The organism is Pseudomonas sp. LB3P58 (assembly GCF_054897895.1).
Genome location: NZ_JBUBVE010000001.1, coordinates 2077328 through 2095600 on the forward strand (window position 1 = coordinate 2077328; position 18273 = coordinate 2095600).

The window sequence follows — 18273 nt, forward strand, 5'->3', positions numbered from 1 at the left end:
TCATGGGGCAGGTGAAGCAAGGCTTTGAGCGGCAGATCATCCCGGTCCCCCTCGACCGAATACTTCCGACCCGATCTGTGGATAAGGATATAGAGCAGACCAAAAAATACTTAACAATTCTGACCTCGATTCGGGAGTTGGGCGTCATTGAGCCGCTCGCGGTGCATCGGCAACAGACCAATGTGGAGGGGGCGTTAGCATACGTGTTGCTCGATGGCCACCTTCGCCTGCACGCACTTAAAGCACTGGGCGCAACTGAGGCACTGTGTCTGCTGTCGATAGATGACGAAGGTTTTACCTACAACCGACAGATCAACCGCCTAACCCCTGTGCAAGAGCACAAGATGATTCTCACCGCTGTCCGTAAAGGCATTTCCCCAGCCCTTATCGCCAAGGTATTGGGCATTAACATTGAGCGCATCCATGAACGGCAACACCTGCTCGATGGCATTGCGCCCGAAGTGGTGGAAATGCTCAAAGTCAAAATGGTCAGCCAAGGCGTATTCCGGACATTGAGAAAAATGAAACCAATGCGCCAAATCGAAACCGTGGAGCTGATGGTCTCCGCCAACTGCTTCACCCAAGCCTACGCCGACATGGTACTTGCCGCTTCACGCCCGGAAATGTTGATCGAAAAAAAAACCAAGCTCTCCGCTGAGGTCAGCGTAGAAGAAATAGCGAGGATGGAACGCGAGATGGAAAAGCTGTTTCACGATTACAAGGTCGTGGAGGATACGCTGGGGGAGACGATGCTGTTTTTGGTCGTTGCCAAGGGTTATCTCGCCCGTCTGCTGCGCAATGAAACCATATCGGGTTACTTAAACCGTTGCCACGGCGAACTTCTAGATGAATTGACCGCGATCATGGAAGCTGTCAGCTCCGACGCCAGGAAGCCTGAACGGGAGTGATCGACCTAGTGAGCGTATAGATTTTTTCAGAGTCCCCAGATGGATTTGGACTTCTGACCGAGAGCCGCCCGTCGCGAAGGGCGGCTCTCAGTCTTAAGTGAGTGGTCAAGAAAACTCGTGTACGAATTTAATCGATTTTGTTGGGCTCATCGTGTGGGCTTCACGATCTCACCGACGCGTCGATAAACCGTTTCTGTTATGCGCTTATCGGTATGTCCGAGCAGTCTGCTGGCATGCCCAAGATCGTCAATCTCACTGGCTGCCTTCGGCCGGATATCCCTGAACTGGAATTGTCGGATGTTCGAAGCGAGTTGCACATCTTCGTCCTCTAGAGCTTTCGCGATTGCAACATTTCGCGCATCGTCGAACCGAAGGCGAAGCATTGGTGCGGTCACCTGGCGACCGTCCTCCGTGACGATCAAGTACGGGTTTCGGACTGCGCGCGCCTTCCTCTGTGCGAGCAGCTTTTCTATCAGCTCACCCAAGCCGTTAATGATCTCGCCGGCATCGAGCCGAATGCGGAGCTTTTTCGAGGTCTTGCCCTGGGCAACCTGAAGAAAGCTGTCGGTGACATCCGTAGCGCGCATGGACAGAACATCAGCAGGGCGTTGGCCAGTAAGATAGGCCAGGTCCATGGCGTCTTTGAGTTCTGGCACGGCAACGCCGTAGACGGCATTCCATATCGTGGCATCAGCGTAAAAGTCACGTGGGGTCTCTTTGTTCTTGCGCACACCGGAGGCTGGATTTTCCTTGTCGGTGATACCCCATTCCCTGGCTATGTTATAGATGTGCGAGAGCAGTGAGATCTCGCGATTCGCCCGAACCTTCCCGGTCCGCTTGTCGCGGTACTGGGCTATCACCTGTGGTGTCACCGCATTGATCGGCGCTTCACTAAATGCTTTCCTGAGTTGCGTCAGCGAAAGCAAGTTGTCCTTTTGGGTTCGAGGCTTTTTCCCTGGAATGATCTCGGCCTCGTATCGGTCGAAAACTTTTCCCAGCAGGGTGTGCTTTTGCGGAATTGGCTTGCAGTCGAGTTTGGCCCATTCCGCCTTGGCGACATCCAAGTCGCCACCCAGAGGGATTTCCTTCCTCTTGCCCTGTTCATCCCTCCCGTCGTAGTAGTACCCGACCCACTCTGAGCCGCTTTTCATTGACCTGACCCGCCTGATCATACGAGGTGGCAGATCCCGATTTGCTACCTTTCTTGGTCGCATTTTCACCCCACGCGTGAAAGATCTAGCGACCAGGCTTCAGCCGCAATATTGTCAGATGAAGGCTTTACACCGGAGAGTTTCATTCGGGCGTATACGCGGCCTACAACGGGTCGTCTTGCACCCGTAAGTACGTATTTCCAGCCATTACGATTGAGCCAGTCCAGTTGCAATGACGGTCGTTGATATCCGGTGATTGCGACCAGCTCGTCCTCGGCAAGAGTTTCGCTATGAATTTCCATATTCATCCCTATCTAAATTCACTTCTGCTTGTTTGGTTCCGTCCTGTTGGCATTGCATGCTCTCGTCGGCCTTGTAGGCGCGAATGTCGATCAGCGATGCGATGTGCCGGATGTGGGCGTACTTGAGTGCCTTGCGGCTGGTGTCCAGCGTGGTGATTGGAAGCTGGATCCGGCCGTTGTATATCTCGGTCACGAACAATTGTGAGTTGAGGTTGCGGAAGTACTTCTCGCGGACTTTTTCCAGCGGGACCAGCACGTCACCGAAGATTCGGTAGAGCAGCTCAACGGTTGCCGGCTCAGGTGCCGGTTTAAGTCGTATTGAGGTTTGTCCTGTATTACTCATGATCGTGTTGGTCCTTCTTGCGATGTTTTCGTGCTGGATGGTTCCAAGCGTTCAGGCAGTGACGTCTGGTCAGCTCGCGCAGATGTTCGGGCACTTCGAGGAGCGCGGCATTGCGCTCATCACGTGTCCGAATGACGATGATCTGGCGGGCGTATTCTCTAGGCCACGTCACGGCGGTCTGCCGCAATGGCAGGACGATCGATGCCCAACTGGTCGGCCAGCCAGCGGATGCCCGCAAGTTTGACCTTGGTCGGCTGGCTGTACTGCAGTCCGTACTTCTCGTGGAACCACTGGCCGTCTTTAACCCGCAGATACTCGCGGTCGCGGGTCGGGTAGACCGGCAATCTGCGTTCGTTGAGCAGACCTTTTTCCTGCATAAAAGCAATCAGTTCTTGTCGGGTCAGGCCGAGCAGGGTCGCGGCTTGAGCGAGGGTGCGTTCCATGGCGTCCTCCTCATGCAGCGTGCGCGGCAGGAGTTGCCGCTGCAGCGAGGTAGTTGATGGACTCGGTCACCTTGCCGTAGATCTCGACATCGGAGCCGCACACGGTGAAGCATCGTGTGTGTGGGCTTTTGTTGCCGATGCTCAGGATGGCGGTGACGCCGGAACGTGTGTGGGTTCGATGCAGCGCCACGTGCAGGGGGAGGTCGAAGCCCATGTTGAGGCTGAGCACGCCGCCAGTGCGTACGAGTTCGAACACACGCTGCTTGTCCTGGACTTCAAAGCGGCCGTATTCGCGATCAGCATGGGGGCGATGCACTAAGTCGCTGGTGTTGCTCGGATCGAACGGACCGTTGGCGATCTCTTCGATGAAGTCGGCCATGCGCGAGCGCTTTGCCGGCTGTCCACTGATCATTTGCCGCGACGATGACTGGAAGACCACCAAGCCGAATGGTGATGCCTGGAACCCGGGCGAAGAGAAAGCCAGCAACGCCGCCTTGATCGTCGGTGCCCAAGTGGTCGCGCCGACTTTCTCGGTCGAGCGTCACGAGAAATGGACCGACTTCAACGACCTGCACGTCGCCGAAGGCCTCGAGGCAGTGCGTCGTCAGGTGCTGGCCGTGGTGCGTCCGCCGGCTGCTGGCGGCTGGAAAGATCTGCTGGCCCGCAGCGACAGTGGCGCGCTGATCGCGCACATGCAGAACGTCGAACTGATCCTCGCCAACGATGAGCGCTGGGCTGGGGTGATCAGCTACAGCGCCTTCAGTTCGAAGATCGTCAAGCTGCGTGCCGCGCCTTACGGCGGCGGTACTGGCGAGTGGGCCGACATCGACGACGTGCGGGTGATGAAATGGCTCGCGCAGCAGTACAACCTGCGTGTGAAGTCCTCGCACGTGATCGAGGCGGTGAGTGTCGTGGCGCATGACCACGCGTTTCACCCGGTGCGCGAGTACCTGAAAAAACTGGAGTGGGATCGGGTGCCGCGCCTCGAAGCTTGGCTCACCGACGTGATGGGTGTACCGGCTTGTGATTACACCGCCAAGGTCGGCAAGCGCTGGATGATCTCGGCCGTGGCGCGGGTGATGAAACCTGGCTGCAAGGCTGACTCGGTGATGATTCTCGAAGGCGCGCAGGGCGCCGGTAAGTCGACTGCGATGAGCGTGCTGGGCGGTGAGTGGTTCATGGACACACCGTTTGCCCTCGGTGACAAGGACGGCTTTCAGGCGATCCGCGGTAAGTGGATCGTCGAGCTCGGCGAGCTGGACAGCTTCAACAAGGCCGAGAGCACCAAGGCCAAACAGTTCTTCTCGGCCTCGACCGATACCTATCGCGAAAGCTACGGCCGCAGAACCATGGACGTGCCACGCCAGTGTGTGTTCGTCGGTACCACCAACCAGGACGAGTACCTTAAAGACGCCACCGGCAACCGCCGTTATTGGCCGGTGGCCTGTACCAAGGTCGACGTGGCGTTGCTGCGTGAGATCCGCGACCAGCTCTGGGCCGAAGCGGTGTTCTGTTACGAGGCGGGCGACTTGTGGTGGGTGACGCCGGACGAAGCGCCGATGTTCGCCGAAGCCCAGGACCAGCGTTTCGTCGTCGACGAATGGGAAGGGCCGATCCTGACCTGGCTGGAGGAATCGCAGATCGGTGAGACCGCCACCGGCAGTGAGGTGATGAGTCAGGCACTCAAACTCGATCCCGGTCATTGGGGCAAACCCGAGCAGATGCGCGTCGGCGCGATCATGCACCGGCTGGGCTGGCGACGGTTCCGGTTGGGCGCCTTGAGCAAGAGCGGTCAGCGGCCATGGGCGTACAAGAAACCGGAGCATTGGGGCAGGGCGCCTGCGCTGCAAAGGGATGAATTCGAGGAGCCGTGCTTCGATGATTAAGGCGATCGATATGGCCCTCAAACAGTGGGCACAGGAGCTGCACAGCGATGAGGTTGCAGCCGGTTACTCGGGCGGCAACATGGTCGCGATGATGATGGAGAGCGGTGGTCAGCTCGTGCGCGGCAGGCGCGGGAGCAGGGTGCCGCTGGAAGCTTCTCTGGACATCGAGCGCATCGTCAAGAAACGCCTCGATCCCGAGCTGATGGCGGTGGTGCGAGTGCATTACTGCCAGCCCGATGCGCCTTTGGCTGCGCGTCTGGCGCAGAGCGGCTGCACACGCAACCTCTACTACCAACGCCTGCATGACGCCCACATCGTGGTCGAGCACTTCCTCCTGGGGGAAGCGGCTTGATCGTGGGCATCCCTTTGGCTCATGCCGTCCCACCGGCCTGCCTCCGTCCCACCGCTTTTTGCGGTGGTGGGACGGGCGCAGGCCGCGTCGTTGTTGGGCTGTCCCACCGTCCCACCTTTTTCAGGCCTCCCGCCCGTGTGTGCGTAGCGGGTACAGGTACGCGCGTTTACGCGCACGCGTGCTTTTTAAATTTCTCTCTTTACACGAGAAAGGAGAGATAAAAGTAAGACGGTGGGGCAAAGCCCCAATCTGCGAGGCTTTCAGACGTCCCACCTTGTTTTGAGAAGGTGGGACGCATGGGACGCCACAAAAGCAAAAGACAGCCGGGATAGATATTCACCGACATTCGCCAGCCGTTCACCGGGCGTAACCCACACATTCACCGGATGGCATTAAAACGGTCTTGCTGCCACCAGAATCGACCTGTAAAAAGGGGCCATCTTCGATGGGAGCGACCGCAAAGCGCGGTAGGCAATCCACCACCTGACCCGGCCATTGCGCCGGGTATTTTTGTTTAAGGGGCAGGGGAATGACGAACGAGCAACAGGCACTGGCAGAGATGCCGATCTGGTTGGTGATTGCCCTGTCATTGGTTGGCGGCGTGTCCGGCGAGATGTGGCGCGCTGACAAGGATGGGGCACGAGGCTGGGCATTGCTGCGTCGCCTCGCACTTCGGTCCGGTGCCTGCATCGTGTGCGGCGTGTCAGCGATGATGTTGCTGTTTGGTGCGGGCCTGTCGATCTGGACAGCGGGCGCCCTGGGTTGCCTGACGGCGATGGCCGGCGCCGATGTCGCCATCGGCTTATACGAACGCTGGGTGGCCAAGCGGCTAAACATGAGCGAGGCCGAACCGAAGGCATGAGCCGGGTAGGCCGGGCGGGGCGCCGATTTTTACGGGTCCTCCCTGAGGGGTGCCCCCTACACGGGTTATCGAACTCGCGGATTCTCTCTAGCTAAAACGTGCGCAGGGATGTCCGTCTTTCCAAATGGAAGACGTCACTCAGCACTGATAACGATCACGTATGTGCCGGTTGTAGTACGAGCCTTTGGATGTGGCCGTCATCAAACCCTGATGCACTGCTGAGGGAACACCGCAGAAGTCGTAGGAGTGGCCTTGTTCAAAGCGGATCTTCATTCGTCTCGTTGCTGGATCGTAGCCAACGGCGTTCATCGCACTGGAACGCACGGCAATCATTTCCATTACTTCTCTCCCTCTGACAGATCGTCAACAGATACTAGTCGAGCGCGGCGGATCTGCAGCTCAGGTCACCGAAAAGGCGCCGGGGACCCTGAGGACTTTCAAAGGACACGGGGTCGGAAACCCGCGGGATCGCGTTAGTGGGAGGCCCGCCAGCTTACTGAAATTTCAATCCATTGAAATCTTGAAAGGATTCATTGAAAAGCCGCTGAAAAGGAGGGCTTATGAGCGCAACCCCGTACCTGTCCAAAAGCGCCTTCGCCGCGCACATCGGCCGGTCACCGAGTTACATCACCTGGCTTAAGGAAAACGGCCGACTGGTCCTGTCTCCCAATGGCAAACAGGTCGACGTGCTGGCCACCGAAGCGTTGATCCGAGATACCGCCGACCCGAGCAAGGCTGCCGTCGCTGCTCGCCACCAACAGGAGCGGCTTCAGCGTGATGTGTACAGTCATGTCTCAGCGCAGTCCGAGCCGACTAACATGGCTGCGCCGCCGCCCGCTGATGCAGCCCTGGGGCAGTCTCCGGACTTTCAGAAAGCGCGGGCTCATCGTGAACATTACTTGGCGCGGATGGCGGAGATGGAGTTTCGCAAGGCGCAGGGAGAACTGGTGGAAGTCAGCCTCGTGCAGAAGGCTGCTTATGAAACGGCCCGTTCGCTCAATCTTTCGTTGATGAGCCTGTCACCGCAACTGGCACCGCAACTCGCCGCGCTATCAGATCCGTGGGAAGTGGAGAGGCAGTTAACCGCTGCGCTGCGCCAACGGCTTAACGAAGCAGCTCAGGTGTCCAGCGACGACTTCGGCTTTGCATTGGATGAGTGCTAACGAAATTCGCTGATTGGACTTCATTCGGCTGGCGACGCAATTGAGTGCCGTCTGCTCTCAGCCATCGCCACCCATTCAAACGTGTCTACGAAACCCGGGCGATTCACCTATTGGTTTTTTTGAATCAACGTGCCTGAAGCCGAATGAGCAGTGGGCCTGTCGCACCTCATGTGCGCGTTAATGTACTCTCATCGCGTTAGGCTAGATGTACCTTGCGCAGTAGCTGTCTGCAGTGGCGGTAGGGATACTGCCCAGCCCTTAATTACAGGAGTTCAAAATTGAATAGAAGCTCGCATAAGACGCCCGCACGATTGGGAAGTGTCCGGAAGATGGCGGTAGTGACGGTCACACTGGTAGTTTTGATTGGAGGCATGGCCGTCTCAGCGCTTGTTCAAAATCGCGGGCTGCATGTTGAAGTAAATCCCAATCAGATAGGTTTGACGCTGCAACCAGCAGAGCAACCGAGCCCTTCTATCTCTACCTACGGCGACGCTTCTCCCATCATCACCGCACCTGATGCGCATGTCGTAACTGAAGCCAAAGGACCAAACAGGCAGGCGCCTGCATATACCTCTCCGAAGAGCGGAATATCCACCCACGGTGCGGCCTCACCAATCGTGACCGGGCAAGGCGCTGTGGTTAAATCCACTGTCGATACGCGGCCATGATGAAGGAAAAACTCCGCCGTGCGGTGATGATGCTTTCGGTGATTGCATTGCCTCAGCTTGCTCTGGCGCAATCCCAGAATATGCAGACAACGGGCCCGTGCTCGTCGATCGTTACCGGTGCGGGCGCATCGGGAAATAGTACTTGCATCGGCGTCACGGACGAAGTGCTGAAGCGCTTGACCGATATCACTGCCGCGAGCCAGGGCCGGAGGCTCTTTGTTGCGGAGGCTTGGCTCAGTCCAACTGAGATGTTCGGACAACCTAACAGTGGTAAGCAAACCGTAAATGAGCAGGTCTATATTTCAGTCCGCGTGACCAATATTACGGCGGCGCCAATTCTCCTGACGTCAGCTAAGTGGGAGATCGTGCAGGCGAGAAATCTGTCGAAAGGTGGCGCCTCATACTTCTCCAAGAACTTGTTGTGGCCCGTGATTTCGATGAGCAAGCCGATCAAAATCGATACTGGAGAACAGGTAGATGTCGAGTTCGCTGAGGGATTGGAGCTGAACGGGATGGCTAGCCGCATCCGTAAGAATCGAGACCTGGACGCTGCTTATACGCTGCCTGGCGCCCCAACACGGATCAACGGCGACCAATACGTCAATTGGTTCGCCGAACAGATGGGCCTGCTGTACGGCGACAAGGCAAAGCTGCGGCTCACGCTTTATGAGGGCGACTACAAGCCTGCCGCCAGCGTTTTAGTGCCACTTACCCAGGGCGTGGACTTCTTCTACCACGGCGAAGCGGTGGACCAGAAAGGAAACGTTCAGTACGCGCCCCGTCTGGCTTACGACGCCTTCCTAGGCCAGTACCTCGAAATGCGTGAGAAGATGGAGCCAGGGTTTAGTATCAATACTCCGCCGACGAGGGTGATCGAGGTGATTCCCGATCCTACCGTGTGGGGTAAGCAAAGGTATCGAGATCTCGGAGTTCAAGAGCAGCCGGAGGAGTAACGTGCTGCGTTGGAGTTTAAGGATCAAGCTGCTAGAGAACTGCAGCCGCTGCATTCAGTCTGGTTACTCAGACTTAAAGCTGAACCTCATGATGATGGTTCGCTCGCCCCCCATGAAATTCATTCAGAAATATCCTGTCGCCAAACGTATCGTGAAACCCTCTGCAGTAATCGATAACTGCACCAGCAGTGATCCCCGCGCTTCTAGCTATGGCATGAATGACCGCCATTAATAGCTTGCCGACTCCGCAACTTCAGTAGGAGCACGAGACTCATCTCTTTTTTTGGTTACTTGCGGCGATCGTCAGGATTCCAGTAATCTACCAACAGGCACATTCGGTAGGTGCCCGCCGTCCACTCTGGCAAAGCATTAGCGCTATCGTGATTTCACCCGTTTCATACCAACCCTGTATTGGGTTCTCGTAGTGGACAACAGGCCCAGCCTTTGGAGGCTGATATGCAACACGCCCTTACTTTCGCTGACGTACAAAGCGTCAAGCGTCTCGCGAAGCAACTCAAACAAGCACATCCTGAACTGCCTCACGGCAAGCGGCTCGACTTTGCCGCGGCTGACCTTCTCGGTCTTCGCAACTATCACGAGCTGAACCGCCGGTTTCAGGCAGTGATCGATCAGTACCTGGATTCACCAAGTGGCCCGAATGCGGTCGCGCATTGCCTCTACTGTGACTTTCGATTCGCTGCTGATCTTAAGGGCGATCAGAGGGAGCACCGCGAGATTCATGAGCGGATCATGGAGGTCCACGAGATCACTGGCTATCGCCCGGGAACCTACGTGGAGCGCGAAACCTTGAAAAAGGATGGCCACACCAAGGCGCGCAGTGTCGACTTCCTGGAAGATCGTATTGAGGGGGCGCTGTTGGTTTTGCGCGGATGGTTTGATCGTTCATATCACAGCGCTATCGAAGCAGGCCAATGGCGTAAGCATCCGTCCTTCGAGGTATACGTGGCCATGATGGTCCCGTATATCGAAGAGCTTTTCCCTGAATTGGCTCCCTCTCTGGCGCAGTGCTACGGCCGTACTCCTGGCGTGATTGCTCACGGCCAGACCAACTGGCCGCTGCAATAGCATGCAAACAGGGCCCAGCTTCGGTTGGGCTTTTTCGTTATGGAAAGATTCTTTCCGGGCTGTGTTCGCTGATAAGTCTCTCAGTCAGGGCTATCAATACTTGCCAGGGGGCATGCTATTTGAAGTCTGCTGAAGAGGCTGCGCAATCACACTGCTTGATTGATGCTTCCGCCCCTTCCTGGGCTGAAGACCTTAGGTCGGAGAGCGCTCTATCCATACATGTACAAAAGGTCGTCGATCAGCTCAAGCTCCTGCTGTGTGTACTGGACCTTGTTGTACTGTCTAATGTCCTCAAGTACACCTCTGATCGGAACTTGCCGCGAAGGATCCTGAACGATTTCGATCAAACGGTCGTAATCGGGATCTCTTCCCTTAAGATATTTTTCGATCAGTTCTTTGAGCGCTACGCGCGCCTGTAAATCGGTTAGCACTGTTACTTCTCCGGCAAAATAGTGACTTCATCCGCTTTGATGATAGTGGTGGTACCCGGTTTGGGGATGAGTTGCTGCGCACCGCCCGTTCCGTAGTCAGGGTACGCTTTCGTGAATGGCTCCAGGTTCGGACCTTTACCACCAAGCTCATGCGGCACTGTAACGCCTGGCACTCCGTCCTTATAGAGTTGCAGCGTGTCGAACTTCAATCGCAGGCGACCATCACTCCATGCAGGGTCGGGGTCAGCAGGAGTGACGTGCTTCGGTGCTCGCATCTGCAATGCTTCCGTAGCAGCGTCTCCGGTCTCAAATTTATCGAACCCGAAATACGACAGTCGTGCTTCGCCGGTGTTGATTGTGTTCTGCGCGTGAGTGTTTACGGTTCCGTCGGCATTGTTGTAGCCCATGTATCGGTAACCCGTTGCAGGCAAAGTCGAGTCCGGCCCGGATGGTCCGACATAGAAGTCAGGCTTCGACTCAATGACTGCGGGTGGGTTGACATCTCCAGTCTTTACGCTGGAATCTGCGAGGGTAGGGGTGGTGTTTGGAGACGATGCTCCTCCGGGTTTGGGGCAGTTCGCAGAGGGTTTCAGCGGAGCCCTCTTGGCCACACCGGAAACAGCTTTCGTAATTACCCTGAACATCAGGCCGAGCGGATCTACCCAGCCAGTAGGGTTGGGTGCGTACTGGTAATGGTTTAGGCCACCTGCAAGCTTCACCGGGTCTGGGGTCAGAAACCGTCCTGTACTCGGGCTGTAGTAGCGATGGCGGTTGTAATGAAGTCCCGTCTCTGCATCGAAATACTGGCCTTGAAAACGCAGCGGGTTATCGATCTCCGAGACATCCAATGCAGCCAAGTTACCATAGGCTCGATACTTGGCCGACCACATGATCGCACCGCTGTAATCAGTGAGCTCCTGGGGTGTGCCCAAATGATCGAGCTGGTAGTAGAACGGCGTGGCTTTCAGTGGACCTTCACCGTCGAGCATCGCCAACGGCCGGAAGCTGTCCGGCTCATAGACATAGGTGCGATACCGATTGTCACCATTTTCTACGACCAGACGTTCGCCTTGCCAGAGGAATTCGGTGGTGTGTCCATCGACCGTTTTCTCGATGCGTCGACCGAAGGCGTCGTACTTGTAGGCCGCGATACTACCGCCCGGTAGGCTGACGCCGATCAAGCGATGCTGGCAGTCATATCGGTATTCAGTGACGAGCTTTTGTCCGGTACCTCGGCGCTCGCGAATCATATTTCCGTAGGCGTCGTAGTCGTAGTGACGGTCGCCCTTCATGAGCAGACGGTTGCCCTTGATGTTGACCAAGTTGGCAGAGGGCACGTCATTTTGGCCTAGCAGATTGCCGGCTGGATCGTGCGCGAAGCTCTCCGGTGTTGCACCTCGAATGCTGATCAGGCGATCAAGCGGATCGTAGTGAAAACTGCGGGCACCTTTAAGGCTGTCATTGATGCCTGCAAGGTTGCCTGCCGCGTCGTAGTTATATCGGCGCTGCAGCAGGACGCTATCGCGTTGGCTGACACTGTGGGCCTGCAGTCGGCCCTGATCGTCGTATTGATACTGACTCAACAGCAAGCCTTGCTGACGTTGCTGTTCACGACCAGCCTTGAACTGGTGAGATGTGAGGCGAGAACCGTTGAGGTCAATGCTGCTGAGATTGCCGCCGGGCAATCGGCGATAGTCGAGCTTGCTACCGTCAGGTAGACGGCAATGCTTGAGTTGGCCGACGCTGTCGTACTCGTAGCGCAGGGTGCCCCAGCCCTGATGTTCGGTGATCAGTCGATCTTGGGAGTCGTATTCATAGGCCAGTGGCCAGTGACCGTCATCGACGTTGACCAAGCGACCCAGAGCATCATAGCTGTAGTGAATTTCTTCACCATCAGCCAACGTCTTCACGAGCAAGCGGCCAGCGGAGTCACGCTGGTATTCAGTGACCAGTTCGCCACCGTCGTCGCCGTACTCGGTTTTTTTCAGCAGGTTGCCATTCAGGTCATATTCGTAGGCACTACGGCGACCGTCGAAGCCGGTTTCCTGCTGGATCAGGCCGTTCGGGAAATAGTCGAGGTGGTAATGCTCGCCGCGTTCGTTTTCGATCTCAGTCAGCAGCAGGCGTGAATTGTCGTAACGATAGCGCAGCTCACTGCCGTCTGGGTTGATGCGGCGGCTGACAAGTTGCAGGTTGTCGGCGTATTCGTAGCGGGTGATACGGCCCAGTTCATCGCGCTCAGCTGTAACCTTGCCGTAGGCGTTATAGGTGTAAGTGCGTGTCGCACCGCCAGGCTGTGTGGTCTGCGTCAATCGGCCAGTCGCATCCCATTGGTAATGGGTAATGGTGCCGTGTTCGTCCTGACGGGTGATCTGACGACCCAGTGCGTCGTAGCGGTATTTACGCCGACCACCATCAGGCAATGCTTCTTCGAGCAATTGACCCAGTCCATTCCAGACGAGCTGATGCTGTCCGCCGTCTGGATTAATGATCTCCAGCACGCGACCTTGAGCATCGTAGCTGTAGCGAGTTTCATTGCCGTCAGGATCTATCTGGTGGGTGATATCGCCTTGGCTGTTTCGCTGGTATTTCCAGCAGGCTTTGCCGCGAAGAATCTCACTCACAAAGCCATGTCGATATTCGTAGAATGTCGGCGCATCTTCAGGAGGAATAACAACGGCAAGCAGGCCGGCGTCGTTGTAACGGTATTCAGTGATGGCGCCGAGAGGATCCTTTTCTTCGATCAGACGACCTTTGTCGTCATAGGCTTTCTGTGTTTCAGCGCCGTCCGCAGCGGTCTCGCTGATGAGCCGAGCATTTTCGTCATGCACATAAACCTGCTCGCTTCCATCCGCGTTTGTAACGGTCACTTTGCCGGCATCGTCCCAAGCGTACTGCGAGTCCATCTGCGAAAAGTTGGCCCAGTGACGGATGCTGCGTGACGATTTACCTTTGTTTTCCCACTCCCAGAAAAAGCTCGCACCGCCGGCCAGTTGTCGTTCCAAAATGACGTGCTGTTCGTTGTAACGGTAGTGTTCAGTTTCACCGGCAGCATTGGTGGCGCTGATAAGTTGGCCTTGCGCGTTGTACCGATAGGTCACCAGCGTTTGTACGGTGATCCATGGTTCCTGCCGTTGACCTTGATCCGTGTACTCGGCACGGCGCTGCTGATAATCCACCGCAATGATATGACGGTCTTCGTGGCGAACTAGCAGGGAGCGTCCGGCGTTGTTGTCTATACGTTGAATACGGCCAGCAAAGTCGTAGCTCAACACTAACTGGTTGTCGTACGCGTCACTGATAGTGATCAAACGGCCCGCGCGGAAATGATAAAAGCGCGGATTCTGCCCGGCCTGCGTCAGGATGAGTTCGCCTGGGGTAGACCCCAGGTAGATGGCCGCTTTCGACAGGCTATTAGTGATAGCGGGGCGCTGTTGTGTCGGCATCGGAAAACGAGTGGTTCGGTTTTCGTTATCCGTCCAAAGGACGCCTTCATCATCCAGATCCAGCCGATGAGAAAGAACGTGGCTCCATCCATACCCAACACGACTGTCGATCTCAACCGCACTGCTGCGATAAAGGCGCGTCCACTCAAACGGAAGCAGACCGTCGAGTTGGCCATCGGTAAGAGTCAGTAGTTCCTCACCCGTGACCATCGAAACCGGACAGCCGTTGGTGCAAGTGTCCTGCGCCGGTGCCGCGCTTTTTTCGTCGGGGTTTTTTGATTGTTTCGAGGCGTCATCAGGACGCTTTCCGTGTTCAACGGTCGCATTACGTTTGCCATCAAAGCGTAGCTGCGCGACTCCCTTTTCTATCCGAGTCGCTACTCCACGAGCGGCGACAGCGACGTATTTACCGACGTAACCCATGAAGCCTTTGATGATGTTGAACAACGACTTCACGAATCCGGTAACAGCCTTGACGATGATCTGGCCGTACTTCGCTAAACGTGCGGCCAGGTAAAATAGCCCGGCGCCTTCGGCTGCGACGGTCAGTACGACCGAAATCACGATGTCGATGAGAATTCCGATAACGGCTGCAGATGTCATCTTCGCCGTTTGGCCAGCCGCTTGCGTCGGTGGCAATGCTGAAACCCAGATAGAAGCGCAATGCACCATCAAGAACAGTGCGGCCTCATCGCTAGCAAGCAACATGGCCTGTTTCATCACATCTGGCGCCTCTTTGGCCAGCTTGATCAGTTCCTCGGTACCGGCCCCTAAATCCTCTGCGAACTTTTTAGGGTTTTGAAGGATGTCCAAAGCCTTTGAAATGCCATCCCAGACGCCTTTGATGGCTTCCCATCCGCCTTCGAGAATACCGACCCCAATTGCCATCGCTTTGGCTGACGCACTTTGATTCGACCACTGTGGTTTGAAGCCTGCCCATTCCTTGCGCAGAAACCCTTCCAGATCGACAGCTAAGCCGTCGTAGGATTTGAACAGGGTGTCGATCTGCGCAGGCGTCACCTGATCGTGGACGTGGATCTTATAGGATTTTCCAGGCTGGCCCTGAAAGCTGCCTTTACCCTGTTTATCCAGGGTAATCGTCGACTTGGCGCCTCCATCTACCGCAATGATGTCGACCTTGATATCGCCGATAGGGATGTCGAAAACCGATTCGAACTTGCTCTCAATCAGCAGCGGACCTACAAGTGGACACTTGGCGACGTATGAAAAATCACCATCAGTCAAGCTGACAGACTTGTTGGAGTCGCCGGCCTTGATCACGCGCTCCATACCAAGAAGAGAGGGCATGTCTGCAGCTCGGCTGGCTTTGTCAGCAAGCTGCGCGTACCAGTTCTTGGTTTCTTCACGGTACAGCTTCAGGCTGTTTTTGAAGGAGTCCAATTGTGTTTCGATAGTGGCAACGCGATCCATCAGCCTTGCTCCAGAATCAGGTGGTTTAACAGTGCTTCTTTAAGGTTTTTCGGCGCATCCGGGCGGCGCACGAAACGGCTGACTTTCAGCTTCAGGTTGTTCTCTGGCCAAGCGTTGTAAATGTCCGGACGTTCTTCTTCGAGCCACTGCAGGAGATTGCCAATCAGTGTCGAAGGGTTTTCCTTGGCCAAGCCATCCAGCAAATCCTTCGGCACCTCCCACCAAGGCCAATCCTTCACCTTCGGCAGCACCCTCGTCCCAACCTCGAGCGTTTGGCCGTTAATCAGATAGCGCTCAAACACCGGCAGCACTTCCCCGGCCTTGTCGCCCAATCCATGCAGGATCGGGTAGATATGCCGCCCATCCCAGAAGCGGAAAAACACTTCAGTCCCGTCCGGCATCTTCACCTGCGTCAGGCTGCGCAGGTGTTCGAACACGTCATTCGGTTCGGCGCGTGATACCGCCAGCCAGCCCCAGTCGAGGGCGTCGGTTTCGGCGATCCATGGCAGGAACGGTGAGTTGGGGCTGAGCTCAGTGACGTAGGGCATCACCGGTTGCCAGGTGGAGTAGGACGTGCCGCCCCAGATGGGCAGGAGCTGGGTGGTGGGTTCAGTCAGGTACAGGGTTTTCAGCGCATCGGCATCACTTGCCGCACTGATCACCAGATATAAATGCTCGCCAGTCTGCAGCGGCTGTTGTGCCAGCCAGTCCTTGGGTGTCAGTCGATCAGATGGCACAGGCACCTGCCTTGCATTTTTCGCATTCTTCGCAGAACGGCGCGTTACGTTTGAGGGTGTTGATCTGGGCCGGGGTCAGGACCTGGCCGGCCTTGTCGGCGTCGGCCTGTTTCAGGATGCCGGGCATCAGCGGGGCCGAGCCGGTGCCGCTGCCGGGGCTGCCACCGGAGTTCATGTTGATCACCGGCCCGCTCATGGTCACGCCGCTGGCGTCGATCTTGATGAAGCTGCCACCGCCGATCAGGGTCAGTTCACTGCCGGCTTCCAACACGACTTTCATGCCGCTGCTCAGGTGGATTTCCTGGCCGGCTTCGATGAATTGGCCAGTGCCGACTTTGATGTGCTGGTTGACGCCCACAGTGAGATGGTCGTTGGCGCGGGTTTCGACTTTGCGGTCGGCGTAGACGGTGTGGTGTTCTTCGGCTTTGAATTCGCTGTAGCTGTTTTGCTCGACGGTGTCGTGGCGTTCGTTGCCGACGCGGATTTTCTGGTCGTGTTCGACGTTTTCGTCCCAGTCGCGTTGGGCGTGCAGGAAGATTTGCTCCTGGCCCTTTTTGTCTTCGATGCGCAGTTCGTTGTAACCACCGCCACCGGGGGAACTCAGGGTTTTGAAGGTGCTGCGGGTCTTGTTCGCCGGCAGGGCGTACGGGACGACGTTTTCCTTGTGGTACAGGCAGCCGCTGATCAGCGGTTGATCGGGGTCGCCTTCGAGGAAGGTGACGAGCACTTCCATGCCGATGCGCGGGATGGCGATGCCGCCGTAGTGGGCGCCGGCCCAGGCGGAGGAGACGCGCAGCCAGCAGCTGGTCTTGTCGTCGGCCTGGCCTTCGCGGTCCCAGTGGAATTGCACTTTGACGCGACCGTATTGGTCGCAGTGGATCTCTTCACCCTTGGGCCCGGTGACCACGGCGCTTTGGCTGCCGAGGATGCGCGGTTTCTTTTGCGTCAGGGGCGGGCGGTTCGGTACGTCCCACGGGGTGGCCTGGAAACGGTTGCGGTAGCCCTGGTGGAAATCGTCTTTCAGGTTAGTGGTGTTGCTGGTGACCGACTCTTCCAGCACTTGCGGCTGTTTGCCTTCGTGGAGGATTTCGGTGAGCAGCCACAGGTCGTTCCATTTGGCCTTGGGGTGTTGGGTCAGGGCCAGGAAATGGCCGCTGACCAGCAACGGCTGATCGCTTTTGCCTTCCGCGAGCTGGAAGTCGCTGCGGTGACGTTCGAGGGCGCGTTTGGCCAGGTGCTTGCCGCGTTCGCGGTCGATGAAGCGGCCGGGGTAGTCGTAGTCTTCGAGGTCGGGCAGGGCGTCGCCGCGGTTCTCGCTTTCCAGGGTCAGGCGCGGTTTTTCGAAGTCGTAGTCGCGGCGGGTGGTGCGGCTGGTGCGGGTTTCCAGGCGCAGGTCGAAGCGCTTGATCACCGGGTCGTTGGCGACCATGCCGGAGTCTTGCTGGTAGGCCACGGGCGCGAGTTTCGGGAACACCGTCTGGTCATCGCCGAACACCAGTTTGTGGGCGGTGGCGCTGTGCTGGAAGTGGTAGTGGATACCTTCTTCCTCGCACAGACGCTGGACAAACTGCAGGTCCGATTCATCGTACTGAACGCAGTAAATGCGCTCCGGATAAATCGCCCCGACTTTGAATTCGTAGGCATTGCTTTGGATGCCGTGCTCTTCGAGGACGCTGCCGATGATTTTCGGCACGTTAAGGTTCTGGAAGATGCGTTGGTTGATGCGGTGCGCGAGGTAAGACAGGTGCGGGCGCAGGGTCACCGCGTAGCGGGTCAGGCGTTTGCCGGAATCACCCTGGGCGGCGCGGTAGATCTGGCCATGAATGCCGCTGCCGTCGGGCGAGAGCTGCAAGAAGGCCGGTTTGTGCAGCAGAGTCTCGAGGTCCAGGGACGGCTGTTCACTGACCAGCTCCACCTCAAACACAAAAGGCTGGCTGATGGCTTCCCGACCTTGCAGGGAGAAAACCTGGAAGTCGCTGGAAAGACCTTCGATGGTCAGGGCAAAGTGAGTTTGATTGGCCGGCGCGAACATCCCTTGTTCCTCGTGCAGTGCAGCGGCGCTCGCCGGCACCCGTGCAGGGAGCTTGCGGACGCGAAAATTCTGGAAAGGC

The 18273-nt window shown here is 57.0% G+C and carries 15 protein-coding genes and 2 pseudogenes; 8 read left to right on the forward strand and 9 right to left on the reverse strand.

All coding sequences use genetic code 11. The features are described 5' to 3' along the window. The first annotated feature begins 2 nt into the window (after positions 1-2). On the forward strand, positions 3-908 hold the full coding sequence (locus tag ACYZTZ_RS09715) for a plasmid partitioning protein RepB C-terminal domain-containing protein (protein ID WP_461998000.1): 906 nt from the start codon (positions 3-5) through the stop codon (positions 906-908). A 146-nt stretch (positions 909-1054) separates the two neighbouring features. On the opposite strand, the gene ACYZTZ_RS09720 is transcribed toward ACYZTZ_RS09715, so the two are convergent. The 5 genes and pseudogenes from ACYZTZ_RS09720 to ACYZTZ_RS09740 form a co-directional block, all read right to left on the reverse strand. Continuing rightward, complete coding sequence (locus ACYZTZ_RS09720) at positions 1055-2122, reverse strand: tyrosine-type recombinase/integrase (RefSeq protein ID WP_461998001.1); 1068 nt, start codon at positions 2120-2122, stop codon at positions 1055-1057. Between the two features lie 2 nt (positions 2123-2124). After that, entirely contained in the window at positions 2125-2361 is a 237-nt protein-coding gene (locus tag ACYZTZ_RS09725; RefSeq protein WP_116254740.1) for a DUF4224 domain-containing protein, read from the reverse strand. Beyond that, entirely contained in the window at positions 2348-2704 is a 357-nt protein-coding gene (locus tag ACYZTZ_RS09730; protein WP_461998002.1) for a pyocin activator PrtN family protein, read from the reverse strand. The genes ACYZTZ_RS09725 and ACYZTZ_RS09730 overlap by 14 nt, the downstream gene beginning before the upstream one ends. Before the next feature lie 158 nt (positions 2705-2862). Continuing rightward, positions 2863-3147, reverse strand: coding sequence for a phage antirepressor KilAC domain-containing protein (locus ACYZTZ_RS09735; RefSeq protein ID WP_461998003.1), 285 nt, complete (start codon positions 3145-3147; stop codon positions 2863-2865). Positions 3148-3157: 10 nt separating this feature from the next. After that, positions 3158-3586 (reverse strand): annotated as a pseudogene (locus ACYZTZ_RS09740) (hypothetical protein); the annotation flags it as partial. Between ACYZTZ_RS09740 and ACYZTZ_RS09745 the strand changes: the two are divergent. The 3 genes and pseudogenes from ACYZTZ_RS09745 to ACYZTZ_RS09755 form a co-directional block, all read left to right on the forward strand. Beyond that, positions 3522-5033: pseudogene (locus ACYZTZ_RS09745) on the forward strand (VapE domain-containing protein); the annotation flags it as partial. The pseudogenes ACYZTZ_RS09740 and ACYZTZ_RS09745 sit on opposite strands and share 65 nt — an antisense overlap. Further along, on the forward strand, positions 5026-5385 hold the full coding sequence (locus ACYZTZ_RS09750) for a PA0613 family protein (protein ID WP_461998004.1): 360 nt from the start codon (positions 5026-5028) through the stop codon (positions 5383-5385). The pseudogene ACYZTZ_RS09745 and the gene ACYZTZ_RS09750, both read left to right, overlap by 8 nt. Before the next feature lie 529 nt (positions 5386-5914). Next, positions 5915-6247, forward strand: a complete 333-nt coding sequence (locus ACYZTZ_RS09755; RefSeq protein WP_461998005.1) for a phage holin family protein — start codon at positions 5915-5917, stop codon at positions 6245-6247. A 138-nt stretch (positions 6248-6385) separates the two neighbouring features. Here ACYZTZ_RS09755 and ACYZTZ_RS09760 read toward each other — a convergent pair whose 3' ends face one another. Continuing rightward, positions 6386-6586: a KTSC domain-containing protein gene (locus ACYZTZ_RS09760; protein WP_461998006.1), complete on the reverse strand. Its 201-nt coding sequence runs from the start codon at positions 6584-6586 to the stop codon at positions 6386-6388. A 221-nt stretch (positions 6587-6807) separates the two neighbouring features. Here ACYZTZ_RS09760 and ACYZTZ_RS09765 point away from each other — a divergent pair, with 221 nt between their 5' ends. From ACYZTZ_RS09765 to ACYZTZ_RS09780, 4 genes are all read left to right on the forward strand, one after another. Further along, entirely contained in the window at positions 6808-7410 is a 603-nt protein-coding gene (locus ACYZTZ_RS09765) for a terminase small subunit (protein ID WP_461998007.1), read from the forward strand. A 329-nt stretch (positions 7411-7739) separates the two neighbouring features. Continuing rightward, positions 7740-8078 carry a hypothetical protein gene (locus ACYZTZ_RS09770; RefSeq protein ID WP_461998008.1) on the forward strand — a complete coding sequence of 113 codons (339 nt, stop codon included), beginning with the start codon at positions 7740-7742 and terminating at the stop codon, positions 8076-8078. Beyond that, positions 8075-9031, forward strand: a complete 957-nt coding sequence (locus tag ACYZTZ_RS09775; protein ID WP_461998009.1) for a hypothetical protein — start codon at positions 8075-8077, stop codon at positions 9029-9031. Before ACYZTZ_RS09770 ends, ACYZTZ_RS09775 begins: the two co-directional genes overlap by 4 nt. A gap of 456 nt (positions 9032-9487) precedes the next feature. Further along, positions 9488-10117, forward strand: coding sequence for a hypothetical protein (locus ACYZTZ_RS09780; RefSeq protein ID WP_461998010.1), 630 nt, complete (start codon positions 9488-9490; stop codon positions 10115-10117). A gap of 433 nt (positions 10118-10550) precedes the next feature. Here ACYZTZ_RS09780 and ACYZTZ_RS09785 read toward each other — a convergent pair whose 3' ends face one another. The 3 genes from ACYZTZ_RS09785 to ACYZTZ_RS09795 are packed head-to-tail and all read right to left on the reverse strand — an operon-like array spanning position 10551 to position 18194. Then, the gene (locus ACYZTZ_RS09785; RefSeq protein ID WP_461998011.1) at positions 10551-15425 is read right to left on the reverse strand and encodes an RHS repeat-associated core domain-containing protein; all 4875 of its coding nucleotides are present in this window, start codon (positions 15423-15425) and stop codon (positions 10551-10553) included. Then, complete coding sequence (locus ACYZTZ_RS09790) at positions 15425-16162, reverse strand: DUF4123 domain-containing protein (RefSeq protein WP_461998012.1); 738 nt, start codon at positions 16160-16162, stop codon at positions 15425-15427. The genes ACYZTZ_RS09785 and ACYZTZ_RS09790 overlap by 1 nt, the downstream gene beginning before the upstream one ends. Next, the gene (locus ACYZTZ_RS09795; protein WP_461998013.1) at positions 16152-18194 is read right to left on the reverse strand and encodes a type VI secretion system Vgr family protein; all 2043 of its coding nucleotides are present in this window, start codon (positions 18192-18194) and stop codon (positions 16152-16154) included. Before ACYZTZ_RS09795 ends, ACYZTZ_RS09790 begins: the two co-directional genes overlap by 11 nt. Between the last annotated feature and the right edge of the window lie 79 nt (positions 18195-18273).

Coding starts and splice junctions, on each gene's coding strand:
- ACYZTZ_RS09730 (WP_461998002.1), bottom strand. CDS start 2,704: ATGAGTAATACAGGACAAACCTCAATACGACTTAAACCGGCACCTGAG.
- ACYZTZ_RS09795 (WP_461998013.1), bottom strand. CDS start 18,194: ATGTTCGCGCCGGCCAATCAAACTCACTTTGCCCTGACCATCGAAGGT.
- ACYZTZ_RS09755 (WP_461998005.1), top strand. CDS start 5,915: ATGACGAACGAGCAACAGGCACTGGCAGAGATGCCGATCTGGTTGGTG.
- ACYZTZ_RS09750 (WP_461998004.1), top strand. CDS start 5,026: ATGATTAAGGCGATCGATATGGCCCTCAAACAGTGGGCACAGGAGCTG.
- ACYZTZ_RS09770 (WP_461998008.1), top strand. CDS start 7,740: ATGGCGGTAGTGACGGTCACACTGGTAGTTTTGATTGGAGGCATGGCC.
- ACYZTZ_RS09720 (WP_461998001.1), bottom strand. CDS start 2,122: ATGCGACCAAGAAAGGTAGCAAATCGGGATCTGCCACCTCGTATGATC.
- ACYZTZ_RS09780 (WP_461998010.1), top strand. CDS start 9,488: ATGCAACACGCCCTTACTTTCGCTGACGTACAAAGCGTCAAGCGTCTC.
- ACYZTZ_RS09735 (WP_461998003.1), bottom strand. CDS start 3,147: ATGGAACGCACCCTCGCTCAAGCCGCGACCCTGCTCGGCCTGACCCGA.
- ACYZTZ_RS09775 (WP_461998009.1), top strand. CDS start 8,075: ATGATGAAGGAAAAACTCCGCCGTGCGGTGATGATGCTTTCGGTGATT.
- ACYZTZ_RS09765 (WP_461998007.1), top strand. CDS start 6,808: ATGAGCGCAACCCCGTACCTGTCCAAAAGCGCCTTCGCCGCGCACATC.
- ACYZTZ_RS09715 (WP_461998000.1), top strand. CDS start 3: ATGGGGCAGGTGAAGCAAGGCTTTGAGCGGCAGATCATCCCGGTCCCC.
- ACYZTZ_RS09785 (WP_461998011.1), bottom strand. CDS start 15,425: ATGGATCGCGTTGCCACTATCGAAACACAATTGGACTCCTTCAAAAAC.
- ACYZTZ_RS09760 (WP_461998006.1), bottom strand. CDS start 6,586: ATGGAAATGATTGCCGTGCGTTCCAGTGCGATGAACGCCGTTGGCTAC.
- ACYZTZ_RS09725 (WP_116254740.1), bottom strand. CDS start 2,361: ATGGAAATTCATAGCGAAACTCTTGCCGAGGACGAGCTGGTCGCAATC.